This window comes from Streptomyces sp. NPDC056527 (assembly GCF_042794475.1).
Classification (GTDB): domain Bacteria; phylum Actinomycetota; class Actinomycetes; order Streptomycetales; family Streptomycetaceae; genus Streptomyces.
Window position 1 is genome coordinate 23464 of the sequence record NZ_JBHTTQ010000001.1, and the last position, 20207, is coordinate 43670.

At 72.9% G+C, this 20207-nt stretch carries 14 protein-coding genes; 6 read left to right on the forward strand and 8 right to left on the reverse strand.

The window, feature by feature from the left end; all coding sequences use genetic code 11:
• The first annotated feature begins 103 nt into the window (after window positions 1-103).
• Entirely contained in the window at window positions 104-289 is a 186-nt protein-coding gene (locus ACFQ7Q_RS00125; RefSeq protein ID WP_383547513.1) for a hypothetical protein, read from the forward strand.
• 219 nt (window positions 290-508) lie between these two features.
• Here ACFQ7Q_RS00125 and ACFQ7Q_RS00130 read toward each other — a convergent pair whose 3' ends face one another.
• Window positions 509-1894, reverse strand: coding sequence for a DUF6777 domain-containing protein (locus ACFQ7Q_RS00130; protein ID WP_383547516.1), 1386 nt, complete (start codon window positions 1892-1894; stop codon window positions 509-511).
• An 84-nt stretch (window positions 1895-1978) separates the two neighbouring features.
• Here ACFQ7Q_RS00130 and ACFQ7Q_RS00135 point away from each other — a divergent pair, with 84 nt between their 5' ends.
• Window positions 1979-3310 carry a streptophobe family protein gene (locus ACFQ7Q_RS00135; RefSeq protein ID WP_383547519.1) on the forward strand — a complete coding sequence of 444 codons (1332 nt, stop codon included), beginning with the start codon at window positions 1979-1981 and terminating at the stop codon, window positions 3308-3310.
• 69 nt (window positions 3311-3379) lie between these two features.
• Here the strand turns inward: ACFQ7Q_RS00135 and ACFQ7Q_RS00140 are convergent, their stop codons facing one another.
• From ACFQ7Q_RS00140 to ACFQ7Q_RS00150, 3 genes are read right to left on the reverse strand one after another with little or no spacing between them, the layout of a single operon-like run.
• A complete protein-coding gene (locus tag ACFQ7Q_RS00140; RefSeq protein WP_383547522.1) occupies window positions 3380-4375 on the reverse strand; it encodes a serine/threonine-protein kinase in 996 nt (331 codons plus the stop codon).
• The gene (locus ACFQ7Q_RS00145) at window positions 4372-5076 is read right to left on the reverse strand and encodes a hypothetical protein (RefSeq protein ID WP_383547525.1); all 705 of its coding nucleotides are present in this window, start codon (window positions 5074-5076) and stop codon (window positions 4372-4374) included. The genes ACFQ7Q_RS00140 and ACFQ7Q_RS00145 overlap by 4 nt, the downstream gene beginning before the upstream one ends.
• 19 nt (window positions 5077-5095) lie before the next feature.
• The gene (locus ACFQ7Q_RS00150; RefSeq protein WP_383547527.1) at window positions 5096-7876 is read right to left on the reverse strand and encodes an FHA domain-containing protein; all 2781 of its coding nucleotides are present in this window, start codon (window positions 7874-7876) and stop codon (window positions 5096-5098) included.
• 111 nt (window positions 7877-7987) lie between these two features.
• Here ACFQ7Q_RS00150 and ACFQ7Q_RS00155 point away from each other — a divergent pair, with 111 nt between their 5' ends.
• On the forward strand, window positions 7988-8704 hold the full coding sequence (locus ACFQ7Q_RS00155; protein WP_383547530.1) for a TetR/AcrR family transcriptional regulator: 717 nt from the start codon (window positions 7988-7990) through the stop codon (window positions 8702-8704).
• Here ACFQ7Q_RS00155 and ACFQ7Q_RS00160 read toward each other — a convergent pair.
• Window positions 8673-9479 (reverse strand): class II aldolase/adducin family protein, encoded by an 807-nt coding sequence (locus ACFQ7Q_RS00160; RefSeq protein ID WP_383547533.1) that lies wholly within the window; start codon window positions 9477-9479, stop codon window positions 8673-8675. The genes ACFQ7Q_RS00155 and ACFQ7Q_RS00160 overlap by 32 nt on opposite strands.
• Before the next feature lie 155 nt (window positions 9480-9634).
• On the opposite strand from ACFQ7Q_RS00160, the gene ACFQ7Q_RS00165 reads away from it, so the two are divergent.
• Together ACFQ7Q_RS00165 and ACFQ7Q_RS00170 are read left to right on the forward strand one after the other, a co-directional pair.
• Entirely contained in the window at window positions 9635-10309 is a 675-nt protein-coding gene (locus ACFQ7Q_RS00165) for a ThuA domain-containing protein (protein WP_383547535.1), read from the forward strand.
• 411 nt (window positions 10310-10720) lie between these two features.
• Window positions 10721-12112 (forward strand): NADP-dependent succinic semialdehyde dehydrogenase, encoded by a 1392-nt coding sequence (locus tag ACFQ7Q_RS00170; RefSeq protein WP_383547538.1) that lies wholly within the window; start codon window positions 10721-10723, stop codon window positions 12110-12112.
• A 52-nt stretch (window positions 12113-12164) separates the two neighbouring features.
• On the opposite strand, the gene ACFQ7Q_RS00175 is transcribed toward ACFQ7Q_RS00170, so the two are convergent.
• On the reverse strand, window positions 12165-13178 hold the full coding sequence (locus ACFQ7Q_RS00175; protein ID WP_383547541.1) for a PHP domain-containing protein: 1014 nt from the start codon (window positions 13176-13178) through the stop codon (window positions 12165-12167).
• 15 nt (window positions 13179-13193) lie between these two features.
• Entirely contained in the window at window positions 13194-15281 is a 2088-nt protein-coding gene (locus ACFQ7Q_RS00180) for a SpoIIE family protein phosphatase (protein ID WP_383547545.1), read from the reverse strand.
• Window positions 15282-15371: 90 nt separating this feature from the next.
• Between ACFQ7Q_RS00180 and ACFQ7Q_RS00185 the strand changes: the two genes are divergently transcribed.
• A complete protein-coding gene (locus ACFQ7Q_RS00185; RefSeq protein ID WP_383547548.1) occupies window positions 15372-18710 on the forward strand; it encodes an ATP-binding protein in 3339 nt (1112 codons plus the stop codon).
• Between the two features lie 69 nt (window positions 18711-18779).
• On the opposite strand, the gene ACFQ7Q_RS00190 is transcribed toward ACFQ7Q_RS00185, so the two are convergent.
• Window positions 18780-20138 carry a tetratricopeptide repeat protein gene (locus tag ACFQ7Q_RS00190; protein ID WP_383547551.1) on the reverse strand — a complete coding sequence of 453 codons (1359 nt, stop codon included), beginning with the start codon at window positions 20136-20138 and terminating at the stop codon, window positions 18780-18782.
• Window positions 20139-20207: the final 69 nt, after the last annotated feature.

A 20207-nucleotide genomic window follows, 5' to 3' on the forward strand; every position in this document is an offset into this window, starting at 1 on the left:
CTCATTGGCTCTGCTGTCCAGGCCAATAAGCCTACAGACTCCTTCTCAGTGGCCTGGTCACCACGTCCCGAGAAGGGACGGGGGAACTGAAGGGAGACGAGCGATGTCCGGACACCTCACCGACCGTGACGAGAGGATGTGGCAGCGGCGGGCCGAGGGGCGGGTGGCGGAGCCCCTGCCGATCGGTGCCTGGATCCGCGGAATCGGTTCCCTGATCGCCCGCCGCCGAGTGTCCGTCCGGCGCACCGCGACGGCCGCGCCCCGGCCGCACCCCTGCGAGCCGGCCTGAGCATCGAGGGCGCCCGTGATGCCGGGGGCCGCCGGATCGTCGTCGGGGCGAGCCGCTCCCTCGCCTCGAGCGGCGGCCGGCTCTGCGGCCCGGCGAGGCGGGGCTGTTGCGGCGAAAGAGTGAGACCCCGTACCGGACGGCGCCGGTACGGGGTCGGTGTCACGGTCGGAGCGGGTCACTCCGTGACGGGGGCGGCCTTGGCCGTGGGGGACCGGCCGGTCATACGAGCGGGTGGGCCTCCGGCCCGGGCTGCGGAACCGGTCCGGGGGAGGAGCCGATGACACTCGACCCGGGGGCGACCGGGGTGGTGGCGGAGGTCTCGGGATTCACCGCCGGGGCCGACCGGTTGGTCGTCCCGTCCGTCGCGTCGCCGGTGGCGCCGTCCGTCGTCTCGCCCGAGGTGGTGCCGTCCGTCGCCGGATCCGACTTCGGTGGCGTGACAGACCCCTCCGTGGCCGGTGGGGACGTGGTGGAGGTGTCCGTGGGGCACGGCTTCGCGGTCTCGCCGCCCCGCGGCGTCACACAGGTCGCCGGCGTGGACTCGGAAGGGGAGCCCGTCCCCGAGTCGGAGATGGACGGTGACGGGGGAGCCGTCGGCCGGGTGGTCGGCTTGTCCTGCTTCCCCTTCTGGTCGCCGGGCTTGCGGGCGAACCAGCCGTCGTCCTCGGGGTCGTAGACGACGAAGACGTTCACCACCTGCACCGAAGGTGCGACGACGACCACCTGGGACGGCTGGTAGCCCGGCCAGGCGGTACCGGTCGTCTTAGGCGCCTTCTGGGGGACCGGAGTCGTCAGCGGATTGCCGCAGGCGCAGCGCACCCGGGGCACCCCTCGGTCGTCGACCAGCACCGCGGTGCCGGCCTGGAGCACCGCCTGGTACGGGGTGGCGGCGCCGCCACGGTAGCCGTGGTTGGTCACGCGGGTGTCGACCCGCAGTTGAAGCGGGGTCAGGGAGCGGAGATAGCGGGGGACTTCGTTGGCGGAGATCTTCTGGGCCGAGGCGAAGGCCGCGTTCTTGGCCGGCTCGTCGGTCAGATAACGGACCTGCCGCTCGACGTCACAGCTCGCCACGTTGCGCGTACCGCCGTACAGGCCCGCCGCGGAACCGCTGACGCTGCGCGTGGCGTTGGCGTCCGCCGTCTGCGTCGGGCTGGGCAGCGGCGCGGCCGTCGGTGAGGCGCTGGGGGTACGGGCCGTGGACGCGGTGAACGGGTCGGGGCCCGTGGCGGAGGCGTTCTGCAGGAACACCTCGCCGCCTCCCGCGGCGGTGTCGTCACCGTTGCCGTCGGGGCGGGTGAGGACGACCACCAGGGCGATGGCGGCCACCAGGATGGCGGTGATCGAGGCGACCTTGGGGACGGAGCGCCACCATGGGCCGTTCGAGCCACCGCCCGCACCGCCGCCGGTGCCCCCTGCGCCGCTTCCGTCGCCGGGGCCGCCCGGGCCGCCGGAGCCGCCCGAGCCGCCCCCCGAGCCGTCGTGCGGTCGATCGGGGGGTGGTGGGGGACCGGCGGCGCCTGGGCGGGTGCTCGGGCCCGAGAGGGGACCCGAAGGCGGACCTGAGGGGGGAACCGAGGGGCGGCCGGACGGCGGGTGGGAAGTCACGTTTTTCCCTTTCTTCCGTTCCGCGCCCATTGTGTGCGCCGAACCGGTCCCGCCCGCAAGCGGACGGCACCCGCCGGTACTAGCGTGGACAGCGTGAGCCGTCAGCCGCCCACCACTTCCCGACCGGCGCACGGCGCCGGGCAACTCGCCCGCCATTGGGGCGAAGCCCTGGCCGCCGTCCTCGCCGGTTTCCTCGCGATGGCCGTCGTCGCCGCGCTCGGCCTCTGGGCCGCGGGCGCCGCCGACCTGCCGGGAGGCTTCGTCAACATCGTCGCCGCGGTCGTCGTCATGGCCGCCGGCGGACAGATCGACCTCTCCGGCGACGCCGGCGCGCTCGCCGGCACGAACGCCGATCTCACCGCCATGCCGCTCACCGTCACCCTCGTGGGCGCACTGGTCACCGGTATCTGCTTCCTGCTCCCTCTCCGCCACCACGCCGTCGCCAGGACCCGTGACCTCGTCGCGCGGGCCGCACGCACCGTCGTGCTGTGGCTCGTAGCCCTGGCCTGCATCTCCGCCCTCGCCCAGCACGACTTCCCCATCTCGATCGGCGGCGGCGAGACCGAGGACACGGTGTCCGACCTCTTCGGCGAACTCCTCGACGCGGCCGACCCCACCGTCGGATTCCGCACCGACCTCGGAGCCACCCTCGGCTTCGGCCTCCTGTGGATCCTCGGCGTCCTGCTGATGGCCCTGCTGGTCTCCCGCAGCCCGTTGCCGCCCCGCCTCGTCCGCTATCAGGAAGCCGTACGCCCCGCCGCGCACGCCATGTTGCTCCTGGTGCTCGCGTACGTCGTCGTCGGTCTGGTCATCGGCATCGTCGTGGCGACGACCAGGGGCCACGCCGCCGAGACCTGGGCCGTGATCCTGCTCGGCCTGCCCAACGTCAGCTGGCTCGCCCTCGGCGTCGGCATCGGAAGTTCCTGGGAGGGCACGGTCGAGGGGCCGTTCGGGTTGCCCATGCCCCCGATCCTCGACGCGGTGCTGCGCACCGACACGGCCGGTCTCTCCACCGTGGACCTGTCCTCCCTCACCTCGTACGACTCCCGTGCCTGGTGGCTGCTCCCCGTGGCCGCAGTCCTGGTGCTGACCGTGTCCTTCCTCGCCGCCGTCCGCTCGCCCGCCCGCACCCGGCTCTGGCAGCACGCCCTCCGCATGGGGATCGCCTTCGCCCTGACCATGCTGGTCATCACCCCCGTCACGCTCGTCGAGGCGCGGTTCGGGCTCTCCATCCTCGGCATCGGCGAACTCGAATCACTGGGCGGCCAGGTGGTACTGCGGCCCGCGGTCTGGAAGTCCGCCGGCCTCGCCCTTCTCTGGGGACTCGTCGCGGGCTTCCTCGGCGGACTGCTCGCCAAACCGGTCCACCGCCGCGGCGAAGTGGACGAGGGCCGGAGGGACGCGCTTACGCAGTGACGTTCTCGCTCGACCGCCGGAAGGACGCGCGTTCCCACTGAGGTCCTCGTACCCGGCCGGTATCGGCTGTCAGGACGGCCCCCGGAACACCGGCCGCGCCCAGGTCGGCGGCGGCAGCGGGGGAGTCGGCGGCTCCGGACTGCGACGCGTCCCACCCCGCTCGCCCGGCCCCTTGCCGCCCCGCTCCAGCGCCGCCCGCAACGCGCCGACGAACTCCAGACACGTCTCGTACCGCTCCTCCGGCGCCTTGGCCAGCGCCTTCGCGAGCACCTCGTCCCCGGCCTCCGGCAGGTCCGGCCGCTCCGACGAGACCGGTGGCGGCGGGTCGTACTGATGCGCCCAGAGCAGCGCCATGTCGTCGTCACGGCGGAACGGCGGCGCCCCGGTGAGCGTCTCGTAGACCACGCAGGCCAGGCTGTACACGTCGCACCGGCCGTCCACCGGCTTCCCCGAGATCTGCTCCGGCGCCACGTAGTCGAGCGTGCCCACGAACTGCCCGACCGTCGTCAGACCGGTCAGCGACAACGACTTCTTCGTGAGCCCGAAGTCCGTGAGGTACACATGCTCCGGATGGTCGCGGTCGGTTCCCTCGGCGACCAGGATGTTGCCCGGTTTCACGTCCCGGTGGACCAGATCGTGCGCATGCGCCGCGTCCAGGGCGGACGCCACCTGGACGGCGATCCGCCCCGCCTTCACCGGCGGGAGCGCCCCCTCACGGTCCAGGAGCGCCCGCAGGTCCTGCCCGGCGACGTACCGCATCGCGATGTACAGCACGCCCTCCGTCTCGCCCGCCTCGAAGACCGGCACGATGTGCGGATGGTCGATCGCCGCAGCCACCCGCGACTCGTGCGCGAACCGCTTGCGGAAGGTGTCGTTGCGGGCCAGTTCGGGGGCGAGGAGCTTCAGGGCCACCGTCCGGTCCAGGCGCAGATCGCGCGCCCGGTACACGACCGCCATCCCGCCGCGTCCGATCTCCGCCTCCACGACGTAGTTCGCGATCTGCTTGCCGACGAGCCCGGAATCCCGGCCGACGGGGAGATCCGTGTCCCGGGACGCGTCGGTCATCGCTCCTCACCCGGCAGGTCCTTGACGTCCACGATCCGGGTGGGCGGCGGCGGCCCGGCCGGCGGCTTCCGGGGGCCCGCCTCCGTGCCCTTCTCGTCCTCGTCGCTCTCGTCGAGCTGCGGCACCACACGCGTCGGCTGGTGCCCGGCGCCGGATTCCTCGCCCGCGGGCACGACTGCCGACGCCGACGGCGTGGACGAGGCCGCGTACGTACTGAGCCCCGTCCCGTCGCAGTACACCCAGCGCTCGTGCTCCCCGTCGTACAGCCACAGCGACTCGCCGTCGACCACCATGCCGACCCGAAGCCCGAACGTGCGCCGCCGGAACGTGTCCCGGTCCGCCCGACCGGCCGCCAGCTCCTCGGCGGCCCGCCGGAAGCGCCCCAGCGACTCCTCCACCCGGGCGATCAGCGGCCGGGGGTCGGCAGTCCTGGCGAGCGGCTTACGGGCCTCCGGAGGGTCCACGGGCACGGAGACGAGCAGCCGGGCGTCGACCCAGGCCGCCCAGCCGTTGGAGCACAGGATCTGCCCCCAGTCGCCGACCCGCTGCAGGAGTTCCACCGGCAGGAACGCGTCGAGCGGCTCGGTGGGCAGACCCGGATCAGGGGCCTCCCAGGCGGGCAGCCCCTCGCGCGGCACGACATGCGTCGGCCGGAAGTCCGGTACGTACTCCGGTACCGGGGGAGTGGCCGGAACACCCATGAACCGCCTGCCTCTCTGCTCACTTGCGCATGATCACCGGCTCCTGCCGCCGCAGCAGCCGCGCGACGACGAAGCCGAGGACGAGACAGAGCACGACCAGCATCCCCATGTCGAAGAGCCAGGCCTCCAGAGTGTGGTCCATGAGCGGATCCGTCGTCTTCTCGCTCGGTGCGGTCGTCCCTATGTCGATGGTCGCCCCCATCGCCGCGAACGCCCACCGCGACGGCACCAGCCACGCCAGCTGTTCGAGGACCGGTGTCCCGGTGACCTTGAGCAGAGCCCCGCAGAACACCACCTGGACGATGGCGAGGAGGACGAGCAACGGCATGGTCATCTCCTCCTTGCGCACCAGGGCGGAGACGAACAGACCGAGCATCATCGCCGTGAAGGACAGCAGCGCGACCGCGAGCGTGAGCTCCACGAGCGGCGGGAAGAGCACGCCCTCGCCGTCCGGCACGTTCAGCGGTACGCCGATCAGCGCTACCAGGGTCAGCACCACGGCCTGCACGACCGTGATCAGACCGAGCACCACGACCTTCGACATGAGATACGCGGAACGTGACAGGCCGACGGCTCTCTCGCGGCGGTAGATCGTGCGTTCCTTCACCAGCTCGCGCACCGCGTTGGCGGCTCCCGTCAGGACACCGCCGACACAGAGGATGAGCAGGACGTTCAACGTCGACTCGGGGTTGAGACTGCCCTCCGACAGGGCCCGCGCCATCGCACCCATCACGAACGGCAGGGCGATCATGATGGCCAGGAACATCCGGTCGGCGGCCAGGGCGGCGACGTAGCGGCGCACCAGCGTACGGAGCTGGGAACCCCAGCTCTGCGCCTTGGGCGGCGCTCCGATCTCCGGTGCCGCACCGGAGCTCGGCAGGCTCGTCCGGTTCATCGCGTCCGCGATGTACCGCCGGTGGAAGCGGGAGGAGCGGTACTGGCCCGCCCAGTCGCGTCCGCGCTCCTGCTCGAAGGCCTCGAACGCCTCCGGCCACTGCGCGAACCCGAAGAACTCCAACGTGTCGTCCGGCGGCCCGTAGTACGCGACCCGGCCGCCGGGCGCGAGCACGAGCAGCCGGTCGCAGACGTCCAGGCTCAGCACGCTGTGGGTGACGACGATGACCGTACGGCCGTCGTCGGCCAGCCCGCGCAGCATGTGCATCACCGAGCGGTCCATGCCCGGGTCGAGGCCGGAGGTCGGCTCGTCGAGGAAGAGCAGCGACGGCTTCGTGAGCAGCTCCAGGGCCACGCTGACCCGTTTGCGCTGACCACCGGAGAGACTGTGGATGGGCTGTTCCGCCCGTTCGCCGAGGCCGAGTTCGGCGATGACCTCGTCGACCCGGGCCCGGCGCTCGTCCGCCGCCGTGTCCTCGGGGAAGCGCAGCTCGGCGGCGTATGCGAGGGCGCGTCGCACGGTGAGCTGGAGGTGCAGGATGTCGTCCTGGGGAACGAGCCCGATGCGCTGACGCAGCTCCGCGTAGTCCCGGTAGAGGTCCCGTCCGTCGTAGAAGACCGTGCCGCGGTCGGCCGGGCGCTGGCCCGTGAGCGCGCCGAGCAGAGTGGACTTGCCGGCGCCGGACGGTCCGACGACGGCGAGGAGACACTTCTGCCCGACGGGGAAGGAGACGTCGTCGAGAAGGGTCTTGCGACCCCGGTCGACGGTGACCGCCAGATCCTGCACGTCGAGGGAGATCTCGCCGGTGTCGGTGTACTCGACGAGCTGCCCCGCGATGAGGCAGAACGCGGAGTGGCCGATGCCGACGATGTCGTCCGGGGTCACGCGGGCGCTGTCCACGGGAACGCCGTTGAGGAAGGTGCCGTTGTGACTGCCGAGGTCGTGGATCCAGTACGTGCCGTCCGGTCGGGCCCGCAGTTCGGCATGGCGCCGTGAGACCACGAGGTCGTCGACGACCAGATCGTTGTCCGGTCCGCGGCCGATGCGCACGGTACGGGTGGGCAGCGGCCTCACGGAGGTGGGCTGCCGGAAGGTTCCGGTGGCGGCCGGATGGGACACGGAGGAGGGCCGCGGCGGCGTCCGCGGGGGCGCGGGGGCGGGCGGTTCGGGGGTCGGTACGGGGGGAGGCGCGGGGGTCGGCGGCTCGGGGGCCGGCACGGGCGGTGGCGCGGGGGTGGAGGGCCCGGGCTCTTGCGGGGGCGTCGGGGCGGGCGCGGAGGGCGCGGGTGCGGGCTCCGGCGGGGGTGTGGGCGTGGGCTCCGGCGGGGGTGTCGGTGCGGGTGCGGGTGCGGGTGCGGGTGCGGGGGCCGCGGGTGGGGCGGGGTGCAATTGCGTCGGCGCGGAGTCGGGCACCTGCGGGGGCGCCGGTTCCGGCTCGTCGGCGGGCTCGCGTACGGCGGTGGGTTCGGCGGTGGGGTCGGGCACGGCCGTCCGTTCGGCGCCGGCGTCGTACACGGCCGTCCGATCGGCGTCCGGCTTGTGCACGATCGTGGGTCCGGCGTCCGGCTCGTGCACGGCCGGGGGCTCGGTGCCGGAGAGTACGGCCCGCGGGCCGTCCCCGGGATGCCCGAACCGTATGACCGTACCCGGGCCGACCTCGCGCACGGCGATGCGGTGGCTGTCCGCGTAGGTGCCGTTCGTGCTGCCCTCGTCCTCCAGCGTCCAGTGCCCCGCGACGGCCCGCAGGACCGCGTGGTGCCAGGACGTCCGGTCGTCCACGAGGACGATGTCGCTGGTGGGGTCGCGCCCGATGCGGTAGACCCGGCTCGGACTCATCACGGTCGCGTCCCCGTTCATCTCGAGGACGAGCTCGGGTGCGGCAGGCGCGACGGGCCGCTCTCCCATGCGTGAATTTTATCTTCCGGGACGGATCCGTGCCTGCGAGAGGCGCCGGTATCGTGGTCGCCCGGTCGTGGACGAGGCGTGCCCCGATCGTGGACGAAGGAGGGCCCACCCGTGCCGAAAGGTGTCACCAAGCGTCGGCCCCGGACCCGGGCCGCCCTGCTGAAGGCCGCTCTGGAGACCTTCGCGGAGCACGGATTCCACGCCACCTCGATCGAGCAGATCTGCGAGCGGGCGGGCTACACCCGGGGCGCCTACTACTCGAACTTCGCCAGCAAGGAAGAGCTGTTCCTCGCGCTCTTCGACGAGCACAGCGAGCGGACCGTGCGCCGGCTGGCGGAGGCGATCGACGCGCTGACCGCCGAGGAGTACACGCTGGAGCGGCTGGCCGAGTTGGCCTCCCGGGTCGAGCCGGACGAGCGGGACTGGTACCTCGTCACCACCGAGTTCACCCTGCATGCCATCCGCGACCCACAGACGGGGTGGGTGCTCGCCCGGCACGACGCACGGCTGCGGGCCGAGATCGCCCGCGGCCTGACGTCCGTACTGCGCCGTGCGGGGCGGGAACTGACCGTGGAGGCCGACCGGTTCGCCCGGATGCTGATCGCCTTGCGCGAAGGTGGGCTGGCGCAGAGCTACGTCGAACCGGCGGAGCTCCCGCCCGGGAGCCTCGAACGGGAGTTCCTCGCACCGTTGTTGGCGGCGACGACGCGGGAGATCGCGCCGGAGACCGCTCCCGAAGGCGCGCGGGAGGGTGGTTCGCGGGAGAGCGGGCGGGAGGGCGTGTCGGAGACGTCGGTCAGTCGAACAGATCAGGGTCCGACGCCGTGATCTGATCCCACAGCGGGCGGGCCTGGAACCAGCCTGCGAGGTGGGTGCCGACCTGTCCGCGGGTGATCAGCGCCGTCTCGCGGTCGATGAGCTGCGGTGTGCCCGCGGCCATCGCCAACAGCTGGGCCTGGCAAGAGCGTTCCATGGTGATGAACCACCAGACGGCCTCGGCCACCGAGTGTCCGACCGTGAGCAGTCCGTGGTTCTTGAGGATGACCGCCTTGTGTTCGCCGAGGGCCTTCGCGACGCGCTCGCCCTCGTCGAGCTCGTTGACGACGCCCCGGTAGTCGTCGTAGATCCCGTGGTCCTCGAAGAACGCGCAGGCGTCCTGGGTGATCGGATCCAGGGGTATGCCGAGGCTGGAGAACGCCTTGCCGTGCAGGGAGTGGGAGTGCGCGGCGGCGACCGCGTCGGGGCGGGCGGCGTGGACCTGCGAGTGGATCACGAACGCGGCGCGGTTCACGGGACGGTTGCCGGAGAGCAGGGTGCCGTCCTGGTCCACGAGAATCAGGTCGGAGGCCTTGATCTGGCTGAAGCTCATCCCGAAGGGGTTGACCCAGAAGGCGTGCTGGTTCTCGGGGTCGCGGACGGTGATGTGCCCGGCGACGCCCTCGGAGAACCCGAACCTCCCGAAGAGCCGGAAGCCGGCGGCGAGTTGCTCCTTGCGGTACCTGCGCTCCTCCTCGACGGTGTCGAAGGTCGGTGGCAGGGGGATGGTGACGCCCTCGGGCATGGGGCCTACGGCGGCGGACAGGGCGGGCGGGAGAGTGCTCATGGGTGCTCCTCACGACGGGCGGGACGTGGTGCCCGCCAAAAGATACAGAGATGTATCCGATGCGCCAATGGATCCGGCGGAACGGTCTTGCGGGGGTGGGGGGTGGGTGGCTACGGTCGCGCGGAGAAAGCGCTTACTCCTAGGGAGCTGACCTCGTGGGGAACCCGGACGTCCTGATCTACACCCGCACCGCGGGTTTCCGTCACGACTCGATTCCGGCGGGAGCGGCGGCGCTCGTGGAGCTGGCGGGGGCGGTCGGCTTCGCGGCCGAGACGTCCGAGGACCCTGCGGTGTTCACGGCCGAGAGGCTGGGGCGGTGCGCCGCGGTGGTCTTCCTGTCGACGACAGGCACGGTCCTGACGCCGTCGGGCCGGGCGGCCTTCGAGGCGTACGTCCGTGGGGGCGGCGGTTTCCTCGCGATCCACGCGGCGGCCAACGCGGAGCCGGACTGGCCCTTCTACGGGGACCTCCTCGGCACCCGCTTCGACGGCCACCCGGAGATCCAGCCCGGCGTGGTGTGCGTGGACGCCCACGACCACCCGGGGACGGCGCTGCTGCCGGGGCGGTGGGAGTGGACGGACGAGTGGTACAACTTCACGTCGAATCCGCGGGGGACGGGGGTACGCGTCCTGGCACGCGCGGACGAGTCGACGTACCGGGGCGGGACGCTGGGCCCGGACCACCCCCTGGTGTGGTGCCGCGAGGCGGACCGTGGCCGGGTCTTCTTCACGGCACTGGGCCACGCGGAGAAGGCCTACCGGGACGAGACGTTCAGGTCCCACCTGACGGGCGCACTCCGCTGGGTCGCGGGCGCCACCCGAACGCCCTGACGATCCCAGACCTCCACCTTGGGTGCGGGGCCCGCCATGGGTGCCACTGAACCCGGGATCGTCTCGCCTTGCCACCGGGTCGCGTATCCCGGCCCCGCCGGGCGACGGGGCTCCCGGCCCCCGGCCGGGCCAGGCCACAGAAGCCGCCGCCCCAGCCCTGGCGCCTCAGCCACGTCGCCGAGGCCGCGCCGCCCCAGCCCCGACGCCCCCGGCCAGGTCGTCCACGCCATCGACCCTGCCCCCGGCCCCTTAGCCCTCAGCCAGGTCGCCGAGGCCGCGCGCCCCAGACCCCGACGCCCCCCACCCCCGCCGGCCGCCCGAGGCCCTGTCACTCCCGCGCCCCCTCCCCGATTGCGGGCAGGGGTGGGGCGCGGGAGGGTTCCTGTGGGGCGGACGGGTAGAGGAGATGACATGGGTATCGCCACAGTGAACCCCGCGACCGGTGAGACGCTGCGGACCTACGACGCCCACGGGCACGACGAGGTCGAGCGGCGGATCGCCGCCGCGTACGAGACGTTCCGGCAGTACCGCACGACGTCCTTCGCCGAACGCGCCCGCCTCCTGCGGCGGGCCGCCGACCTGCTCGACGAGGACTCCGAGGACATCGCCCACACGATGACCACCGAGATGGGCAAGCCGATCATCGCCGCCCGCGCCGAGGCCGCCAAGTGCGCCAAGGCCATGCGCTGGTACGCCGATCACGCCGAGACCCTGCTCGCCGACGAGCACCCCGCCGACTCCGACGTCCACGACTCCGGGGCCGATGCTGCCCGCGTCCACTACCGCCCCCTGGGCCCCATCCTCGCCGTCATGCCCTGGAACTTCCCGCTCTGGCAGGTCATCCGGTTCGCCGCGCCGGCGCTCATGGCCGGCAACACCGGGCTCCTCAAGCACGCCTCCAACGTACCCAGGACCGCCCTCTACCTCGGCGATCTCTTCCGCCGCGCCGGATTCCCCGAAGGCTGCTTCCAGACCCTCCTCATCGGGTCCTCGGCCGTGGAGGCCGTGCTGCGCGACAGCCGGATCGTCGCCGCCACCCTCACCGGCAGCGAGCCCGCCGGGCGCTCGGTCGCCTCCATCGCGGGCGACGAGGTCAAGAAGACGGTGCTGGAGCTCGGCGGCAGCGACCCGTACATCGTCATGCCCTCCGCCGACCTTCCCCGCGCCGTCAAGACCGCCGTCACCGCTCGCGTCCAGAACAACGGCCAGTCCTGCATCGCGGCCAAGCGGTTCATCGTCCACAACGACGTCTACGACGACTTCGCCGAACGCTTCACCGCCGCCATGAACGCGCTGACCGTCGGCGACCCTCTCGACGAGTCCACCGACGTCGGCCCCCTCGCCACCGAACAGGGCCGCGCCGACCTGGAGGAGCTGGTCGACGACGCCGTACGGAAGGGCGCGACCGTCCTGTGCGGCGCAGGCCGCCCCGAGGACCGGTCCCGCGGCTGGTTCTACAAGGTCACCGTCCTCACCGGCATCACCCCTCAGATGCGTATCCACCAGGAAGAGGCGTTCGGTCCGGTGGCCACCCTCTACCCGGTGTCCGACATCGAGGAGGCCGTGGCGGTCGCCAACGACTCGCCCTTCGGGCTCAGTTCGAACGTATGGACCCGTAACGACGAGGACATCGCCTTCTTCGTACGGGACTTGGAGGCCGGCGGCGTCTTCGTCAACGGGATGACCGCATCCCACCCGGCGCTCCCGTTCGGCGGCGTGAAGCGCTCCGGCTACGGCCGCGAGCTCTCCGGCCACGGCATCCGTGAGTTCTGCAACGCGACGACGGTGTGGCAGCGCGCCTGACCTGCTCCTGATACGGAGACCGCTACCGCTCCCGCGTCCACCACCGCTACCCCTACCGCTCCCGCGTCCACCGCAGAAGCTCGTCCGCCGACCAGGTGTTGATCACCCGTTCCGCCGGCACCCCGCACTCCTCCGCCCGCGCGCAGCCGAAGATCTGCCACTCCAACTGCCCCGGCGCGTGCGCGTCCGTGTCCACCGCGAACCACACCCCCGCCTCCACCGCCTGCCCCAGCAGCCGCCGCGGCGGATCGAGGCGCTCCGGACGGCTGTTGATCTCCACCGCCGTGCCGGACTCGACGCACGCCGCGAAGACCCGGTCCGCGTCGAAGGTCGACTCCGGTCGCAACCGCCCCCCGCTCACGAGCCGCCCCGTGCAGTGCCCGAGGACGTCCATCAGGGGGTTGCGTACGGCCTTCACCATCCGCCGGGTCATCGCCGGCGCGTCCATCCGCAGCTTCGAGTGCACCGAGCCGACGACCACGTCCAGCCGGTCGAGCAGCTCCGGCTCCTGGTCCAGCGAACCGTCCTCCAGGATGTCGCACTCGATCCCGGTCAGCAGCCGGAACGGCGCCCATTCCTCGTTCAGCCGGGCCACCACGTCCAGTTGCTCGCGCAGCCGATCCGGCGACAGCCCGCGCGCGACCTTCAGGCTCGGCGAGTGGTCCGTCAGGACCGCCCACTCGTGGCCGATCCGCGCCGCCGTGCGGCCCATGTCCTCGATGGTGCTGCCGCCGTCCGACCACTCGGAGTGCAGATGGCAGTCGCCCCGCAGAGCCGCCCGCAGCGTCTCGCCGCCGCTTACCTCCGGCACCGGGATCTCGGCCTCCAGGCGCTCCAGATACTCCGGCACCCGGCCCTCGAGCGCCTCACGGATCACCGCCGCCGTCTTCGGCCCGATGCCCTTCACGGACTCGAGCGTGCCGGCCTTCGCCCGTCGCTCCGCCTCGCCGTCCGCCAGCGCGGTGACGGCCGCGGACGCGGTACGGAAGGCCCGGACCCGGTACGTCGGCGCCTGGGAGCGTTCGAGGAGGAACGCGATCCGGTCCAGCGCCGCCACGGGATCCATCAGCGCACCTCACCCTCACCCTCGGCCCGGTGACTCGGCCGCGGCAGGCACCTGCGACGGGCCGATCTCGCACCACACGGCCTTGCCCTCGCCGCGCGGCTCCACACCCCATCGCGACGCCAGCGCGTCCAGGAGCAGCAGCCCGCGCCCCGAGGTCGCCGCCTCGCCCGGTGTACGCCGACGGGGCCACGCACTGGAACGGTCCTGCACCGAGAGCCGAACCCTGCGCACCGGCTCCGGCAGCACCTCCAGCGTGAGCACCGCCCCGCCCTCGGTGTGCAGCAGCACGTTCACCAGCAGCTCGCCCGTCAACAGCTCGGCGTCGTCGGCCAGTTCGGGCATGTTCCAGTCCCGTAGCGCCTGCCCCACCGCGGCCCGCGCGTCCGAGAGCCCCTGCGGATCCGCCTGGTGGATGTACTGATGGATCCGCGGCGCCCGAGGCGTCCCCGGGTCCGGGCTGCGTCGCAGCACCAGCAGAGCCACGTCGTCACCCGCGCCCCACCGCTCCCACAGCTGTTCCGACAGATGGTCCGCGAGCGCCTCCGCCTGCGGCGGACCGCTGCCCATCGCCCCCGACAGCGCCTCCAGGCCGGACTCGATGTCCGAGCCCGGCTGTTCGACCAGGCCGTCCGTGTACAGCACCAGCGTCTCGCCCGGGACCAGGTCCAGCCGCGTCTCCGGGAACTCCTCGTCCCCGAACACGGTCGCCAGGCCGAGCGGAAGCCCGCCGCGGAGCTTCGGCTGCCCCACCCGGCCGTCGGTGTGCCGGATCAACGGTCCCAGATGCCCGGCGCGCACCGCGCGCACCGCGCCCGTGCCCAGGTCCACCTGGGCGTAGGTGCAGGTCGCGAAGCGGTTCGTGTCGAGCTCGGCGAGGAAGCGCGAGGCCCGGGCCAGCACGGTCGAGGGCGCGTGGCCCTCACCCGCGTACGCCCTGAGCGCGATCCTCAACTGGCCCATGATCGCCGCCGCGTGGGTGTCATGGCCCTGGACGTCGCCGACCACGACCCCGACGCGGCCGCGGGGCAGCGGGATCACGTCGTACCAGTCACCGCCGACCTGCCGCCCGCTCCATGCCGCGTGGTAGCGCACCGCGATCTCGCCGCCGGAGATCGCCGGAATACGACGGGGCAGCATCGTCTCCTGCAGCCCTGTGGCGAGCTCTCGTTCCTCGTCGAAGAGGAGGGCGCGCTGGAGGGACTGGGCGACGATGGCGGCGAGGCCGAGCAGGAGGTTGCGTTCGTCCGCGTTGAAGGACGAACGGCGTCGGTAGAACAGCGCCATCCCGCCGAGCGAGCGGGCCTGCGCGACCAGGGGCAGATAGCAGGCGGACTTGAACCTCAGCCGCTCGATGTACGGAGCGAGCTCCGGGAAGTCCCGGCCGAGCGTGGTGAAGGCGGGCACGAACCGGGGGCGCCCGCTCAGCACCGTCTCGGCGAGCGGCAGGCCCCGGTCCAGGCGGCGCGAACGGAAGTCGTTCAGGGCGTCCAGGGACTCGCCGCTCAGCGCGATGATGTTCAGCGAGCCGTTCTCCACCAGACCGAGCGCGAGACCGTCCGCGCCGAGCCGGGCCAGCCCACCGGGGCCCGTCATCGCGGCCGTCACGTCGTCGACCGTCACGGCACGCGACAGCGCGTGGGTGGTCCGCTCCACGATGCTGGTCTGCACCTCGCGGCGCTTCTCCAGCTCCAGGACGATCTCGGAGTGCGCGACCTCGGTCGTGGTGTCCCGGACGATGCCCACGATCCGGTGGGCCATGCCGTCGGCCGTCCGCAGAATTCGTGCCTGGACATGCGTCCACTGGGGTGTACCTTCCTCGTCCTCCGTCCGGAAGTGGGCGGCGTACGAGGTCTCGCCGCTGGTGATCGCACGGTGGATCACCGCGTCGAGTCGGGCCCTCTCCTCTGGGTCGAGGCGCTGGATGAGGGAGATGGGGCGTCCGTCGAACGCGCTCGATTCCAGCCCGAAGACCAGCAGCCCGGCCTCGTCGACGTCGATGGTGCCCGTGTCGAGGTCCCAGTCGAAGCTGCCGGTCCGATTCATGGCGAGCCGCTCGGTGGGCCCGATCTCGCCACTGTGCGTGCCCCGGTCGTCATCGGTCATCCTCACCATTGTCGAACCCGCACCCCTTCAACGCCATGGCGGCGACACGCGGCGTACTGGAGTTGTGACCGACCGGGGGAGAATGGGCCGGTGATCCTCCGCTACCGCGTCCTCGGCCCGAGCCGCGCCCTCAGGGCCGACGGCGGCGAGGCCGTGCTCAGCGGCGCCCGGCTCCGGGCGCTGCTGACCGCGCTGGCCGCCACCGGCGGGCGCGAGGTCGGGGCGGGCGAGCTGACCGACCTGATCTGGGAGGAAGCGCCGCCTGAGGATCCCACCGGGGCGCTGCAGGCGCTGGTCGGACGGCTGCGGCGGGCGCTCGGCCGGGAGGCCGTCGCCTCCACGGTCGGCGGGTACCGGCTCGCCGCCGGCCCCGAGGACATCGACCTCCATGTGTTCGAGCGGCTGGCCGCCGAGGGCTCCGGCGCGCTCGCGGCGGGGGACCCGGCGCGAGCGGCCCGGCTCCTCGACGAGGCGCTCGGGCTGTGGCGCGGGCCCGCCCTCGCCGACCTCCCCGGCCGGGACGCCGACCCTCTCGTCGTACGGGCGGACCGACGCCACACGCAGGCCCATAGGGACCGCCTCGCCGCCGACGTGGCCCTCGGGCGGCCGGCGGGCGCCCTCGCCCCGCTGGCGGCACTGACCGCCGAGCATCCGCTGGACGAGCCCCTCCAGGCCCTTCGTATCCGGGCCCTGCGGGCCGCGGGTCGACCGGCCGAGGCGCTGCAGGCGTACGCCGATGTCCGCACGCTCCTCGCGGACCGCCTCGGCACGGATCCGGGGCAGGAACTGATGGACCTGCACGCCGAGTTGCTGACGGGCGACGACCCCGCGCCGCAAGGCCCCCGTTTCCCTGCCCGCCTCACGTCCTTCGTCGGACGTGATGCCGAACTGGACTCACTCGTAAGTGAGTTGCGGGAACGGCGACTCGTCACCCTGCTCGGAACCGGCGGGGTCGGCAAGACGCGGCTCGCGCTGGAAGCCGCCGAACGCGGTGCGCCGCACTGGCAGGAAGAGGTACGGATCGCCGAACTCGCCTCCGTACGCGCGGAGTCCGCCGTGGCCTCCGCCGTCCTCACCGCACTCGGGGCCCGGGAGACACAACTGTGGAGCGGGACCACGGTCGTCGAGCCGAGCGCCCGTGACACGCTCACCCGGCTCGTGGAGCACTGCGCGTCGCGTCGTCTGCTGCTGGTCCTCGACAACTGCGAGCACGTGGTGGGCGCGGCGGCGGAGCTGGTGGAGCAGCTCCTGGTGCGCTGCCCGGGTGTCACCGTGCTCGCCACCAGCCGCGAGCCGCTGGGGGTGCCGGGAGAGTTCGTACGTCCGGTGGAACCGCTGACTGCGGACGGCGCGCTGCGGCTGCTCGCCGAGCGCGGGGCGGCCGCGCGGGCCGGGTTCGACCCGGCGGACGACCCCGAGGCATGCGCGGAGATCTGCCGCCGCCTCGACGGTCTGCCGCTGGCGATCGAACTGGCCGCGGCGCGGCTGCGGCTGCTCGCCCCGCGCCAGATCGCCGAACGGCTCGACGACCGCTTCCCGTTGCTGACCACCGGGGCCCGGACGGTGCTGCCCCGGCAGCAGACGCTGCGTGCGGTGGTGGACTGGTCCTGGGACCTCCTGGACGGGAGCGAACGGACTGTTCTGCGCCGGCTGTCGGTGTTCTCGGGCGGCTGCGACCTGGCGGCGGCGGAGGCGGTCTGCGCGACGGTTGCCGTGGGCGCCGGCGCCGACCGGGACGGGGCGGGTGCGGCCGATGGCGACCGGGACGCGAGAGGAGACGTGCCTGCCGCCCGTGTTCTCGGCCTCCTCGGCGCGCTGGTCGACAAGTCGCTCGTCGTCGCCGTTCCCTCCGAGAGAGACGGGGCGATGCGCTACCGACTCCTCGAGACCGTTGCCGAGTACGCCGCCGAACGTCTCGACGCGAGCGGGGACCGCGCCGCCGCCGAACGGCGTCACCTCGTCCACTACCGGGAAGTCGCCCGCACCGGAGACGCCGCACTCAGGGGGCCCGAACAGGACGACTGGCTGCGACGTTTCGAGACCGAGCACGACAATGTGACGGCGGCGCTGCGGACCGCCGTCGACCGCGGGGAGGAACAGGAGGCGCTCTGCCTCGTCCTGTCGATGAGCTGGTTCTGGCAGCTCCGTGCCCGGCAGGCCGACGCCCGCGCATGGTCCCTGGCGGCGGCCGCCCTCGGCCCCGACCCGTTCGCGTCGCCCGTTCGGCGCGCCGTGCCCCTTGCCGGGAGCAGCACCGACACGCCGCCGCCGTGGAACGACGAGCAGCTGTGGGAGGCCCGGCGCGGCTGTCGCCTGCTGGTCCTCGCGGCCGAGGGCGGCGAGGGCGCGACGGTCATGGAGCGTCCCGAGACCCGCGCCAGGCTGGCCGCCGTCGTCTCCGCGTACCGCCCGGGAATGCCGCAGAACTGCCGCCAGCCCGGCTCGATGTGGTACTTCGCCCGCCTGATGACCGGCGAGTTCCGTGGCCTCGACGACACGCTGGCGGCCGTCGTCTCCGCCTGCCGCGAGCACGGCGCCGACTGGGACCTCGCCTTCACGTTCCTCCTGCGGGCCAAGCTCCTCGGCGACCGACTCGACGACGCGGAGCGGGCGCTCGCGCTCTTCGAGCAGGAGCAGGACTCGTGGGGCATCGCCGAGTCCCTCTGCGCGCGGGGTCAGGCGTACGAACGGGTGGGTCGTCTCCCGGAAGCCGCCGCCGACTTCGAGCGCGCCGCGCAGGCGTCGGCCCGCCTCGGTGCCCGTTCCCAGGTCCCGGTCTTCACGGCCCGCCTCGCCGCCGTACGGCTGCGCCTCCCCGTCGACGCGACGGCACGGAAGGAGGCCGAACGCCTGCTGGCCGAAGCGGCCGAAGCGACCGACGCGCCGACCGGCGAACCCGTCAGCACGGCCCGGCTGCTGCTCGCCCAGCATTACGCGCACACCGGACGCACGGGTCTGGCGCGCGAACAACTCGAGCGCATCGAGGAGGAGTTCGGGGGGAACGTGCCCGACCTCTTCGCCGGCCTGACCGGTGGCCTGCGGGGCTGGCTGGACTGCCTCGACGGGGCGTACGAAGACGCCGTCGCGCACCTGGCCGAGGCCGTGCGGGACGTCGAGACCCTCGCGTACCTCGTGGCGCCGTACCTGGTCGTCTGCCAGTTCACGACGGCGGCCTGGGCGAGGGCCGGCCGCGGCACCACGAACGAAGCCGAGGACGGAGCCCGGCTCCTGGGGGCGTACGACGCCCACCGGGGAGAGGCGGGAGGCGAGGGCTTCCGCCCGTTCACGGGCCAGACCGAGGCATCGGTGCGGGAAGAGGCCGAGCGGGCGCTGCGGGCGGCCCTGCCACCGGAGACGTACACGAGGAACTACGAGGAGGGCGGCACCCTGACGGTCAGGGAGGCGGCGACTCTCGTACGGGGGGCCTGACGCCCTCGGATCCGGGTGCGAGACTCCCCACGGACCCCGGGCCGGGCCGGGGCTTGGCACGCTCCTGTGTCAGGTGGTCAAGTAGCCCACGCTTCGCAGGAAGGCCTCCGTCTGGTGGGTGAGATACGGGTCCTTGACCTGTCTGGAGAGGAGCAGGGCCGTCCTCCAGGACAGGGTCGCCTCCTCGGCACTGCCGGTCTCGCGCTGGGCGAGGCCCAGGACGAGGAGGGCAGCCGCGCGGCCCTGTAGGTCGGCCGCCGAGCGGGCGAGGGTCACAGCGTTGCGGGCGGCGGAGAGTGCCTCGGCGGGGCGGTTCAGGCGGTAGCGGGCGTTGGCGATCGTCGTGAGGGCGCGACCGGCGGCACCCGGGCGGTTCGCGTCGGTGAGGAGAGGGACGGCGCGCTCGGCGAACTGCACGGCCTTCTCGTGCTCTTCGAGCAGGAGGTGGGCGTGTGCCATGGCGGAGAGGGCCTCGCCCTGGCCCGCCTCGTCGCCGACCGTCTCGGCGATCGCGGCCACACGGGCCTGGCAGCTGACGGCCCGCTTGTAGTCCCCCGACTCGAAGCATTCACGTGCCAGGCCGGTGAGGAGGCGTACCTGAGCCGCGGGTTCACCGATGCGTCCGTAGGCCCGCACGGCGATGTCGTACGTCGTGGCCACGTGGGGGAGGGCTCGCCCCGACCAGATCACCCGGGCGGCCCGACCCTCGTTGCGGGCCGTTGCACACGCGGCGAGCCGTTCCGTGGCGAAGCGGGCCAGCGCCTCGCACACCTCCCGCCACGCCTCTGCCTCCTCCGGGCCCAGATCCGCGGGGATCAGGGCCAGTGCGCGCCGTGCCGCCTTCTGCGCCTCGGCGGCGTACGGATCGGAAGAGGCGGTCGTCCACAACCTCTCCAGGGCCGTCCGGGCCCACGCCGCCGCCTCCGCCCGGGGGCCTTCCGGAGGCACGGCGGACGCCTCGCCCGTGGGGCGAGGGGCTCGCCGGTCGAACTCCTGGGAGATGCCGTCGAACCCCCGGGAGATCGCCACCCGTGCGACGTCCTCGCGACGCATGTGCACGAACCAGCGCTCGCGCTCTCCGAGCAGGCGCTCGCTCTCCGCCACCGCGGCGAGGGCGTGCTCCAGGAGTCGACGGCAGTCGGCGGCGCGCTCGGCCTCGAGGGCTGCCGCGATGACCATGTACTGGAAGCGCAGCAGCTCCTCGGCCGCCCCTACCGCCTCCTCCTCGCGGCCTGCGGATTCCAGCGCGAGCATCACCTGGTGCAGCGCCCGGGACCTGCCGGGGTGATCCTTCGCGTCTCTCGCGAAGCGCACGGCCGACCGGGCGGCGGCCTCCCATTCGGCCGTCCGGCCGCGGTGGGCGTACACCGCGATCAAGGTCTCCTGGATGCGCAGGGCGGCGTCCCCGTCGCCGAAGGTCGCGGCCATCGAGGTCGCGGCCTGGAGTTTCCCCGCCCTGGCCGGGCCGGATCGACATTCGCCGGCCGGGCCGCGCAG

Excerpts from the sequence above, each read along its gene's own strand:
- ACFQ7Q_RS00125 (WP_383547513.1), top strand. The coding sequence starts at position 104 with ATGTCCGGACACCTCACCGACCGTGACGAGAGGATGTGGCAGCGGCGG.
- ACFQ7Q_RS00140 (WP_383547522.1), bottom strand. The coding sequence starts at position 4,375 with ATGACCGACGCGTCCCGGGACACGGATCTCCCCGTCGGCCGGGATTCC.
- ACFQ7Q_RS00145 (WP_383547525.1), bottom strand. The coding sequence starts at position 5,076 with ATGGGTGTTCCGGCCACTCCCCCGGTACCGGAGTACGTACCGGACTTC.
- ACFQ7Q_RS00150 (WP_383547527.1), bottom strand. The coding sequence starts at position 7,876 with ATGGGAGAGCGGCCCGTCGCGCCTGCCGCACCCGAGCTCGTCCTCGAG.
- ACFQ7Q_RS00160 (WP_383547533.1), bottom strand. The coding sequence starts at position 9,479 with ATGAGCACTCTCCCGCCCGCCCTGTCCGCCGCCGTAGGCCCCATGCCC.
- ACFQ7Q_RS00170 (WP_383547538.1), top strand. The coding sequence starts at position 10,721 with ATGGGTATCGCCACAGTGAACCCCGCGACCGGTGAGACGCTGCGGACC.
- ACFQ7Q_RS00175 (WP_383547541.1), bottom strand. The coding sequence starts at position 13,178 with ATGGATCCCGTGGCGGCGCTGGACCGGATCGCGTTCCTCCTCGAACGC.
- ACFQ7Q_RS00180 (WP_383547545.1), bottom strand. The coding sequence starts at position 15,281 with ATGACCGATGACGACCGGGGCACGCACAGTGGCGAGATCGGGCCCACC.
- ACFQ7Q_RS00190 (WP_383547551.1), bottom strand. The coding sequence starts at position 20,138 with ATGGCCGCGACCTTCGGCGACGGGGACGCCGCCCTGCGCATCCAGGAG.